The following is a 454-nucleotide window of genomic DNA, read 5'->3' as shown; positions in this document are numbered from 1 at the left end:
TGCGCTAATCGAACCTACGGCCCTGGTGGTCAGGATGGCAGAGAGGTTGAGGGCGTGATTGAACGACCCAGCTCATCATTTTAGGTCGCTACCGCAATGCTGACATTTTATCGCTTCAGCTCTTACATACTCGGCACAATACGGACATTTTTTAGCAAAATCCTTAAAAAAAGATGCCATCTTATCTTCTACCTTAACTCTGTTCGTCCTGTATTTGTCGAACAAGTAATAAAACAGCAATCCTACTAGAGCAAAGAACGAAGAAAACAGCGATATACAAAAAAAGATCTTAAAAGAAAGACCTAAACGCTTGGCTATATAACCGATCACCAGACCAAAAAGAGCATTTACCGCAAACACAAAAATAAAGGTTTCCATCTCTTTACTCCTCCTTCAAGAAAGGGGGTAGTTTATATCATGATGTATTTGTTAACTATCTCGTATGTTGGGCTTC

General features: G+C 40.3%; 1 protein-coding gene. It reads right to left on the bottom strand.

Translation table 11 applies throughout. The features are described from left to right. Positions 1–75 precede the first annotated feature (75 nt). Positions 76–378 (bottom strand): zinc ribbon domain-containing protein, encoded by a 303-nt coding sequence (locus BN1129_RS18860; RefSeq protein ID WP_042038629.1) that lies wholly within the window; start codon positions 376–378, stop codon positions 76–78. Positions 379–454: the final 76 nt, after the last annotated feature.

It is taken from the genome of Aeromonas popoffii (assembly GCF_000820025.1).
GTDB lineage: Bacteria > Pseudomonadota > Gammaproteobacteria > Enterobacterales > Aeromonadaceae > Aeromonas > Aeromonas popoffii.
Note: the sequence above shows the minus strand (reverse complement) of the source record. Positions and strands in the feature narration are given on the sequence as shown.

What these genes read in the sequence shown, in the direction of transcription:
- BN1129_RS18860 (WP_042038629.1), bottom strand. Translation starts at nt 378, where the DNA reads ATGGAAACCTTTATTTTTGTGTTTGCGGTAAATGCTCTTTTTGGTCTG.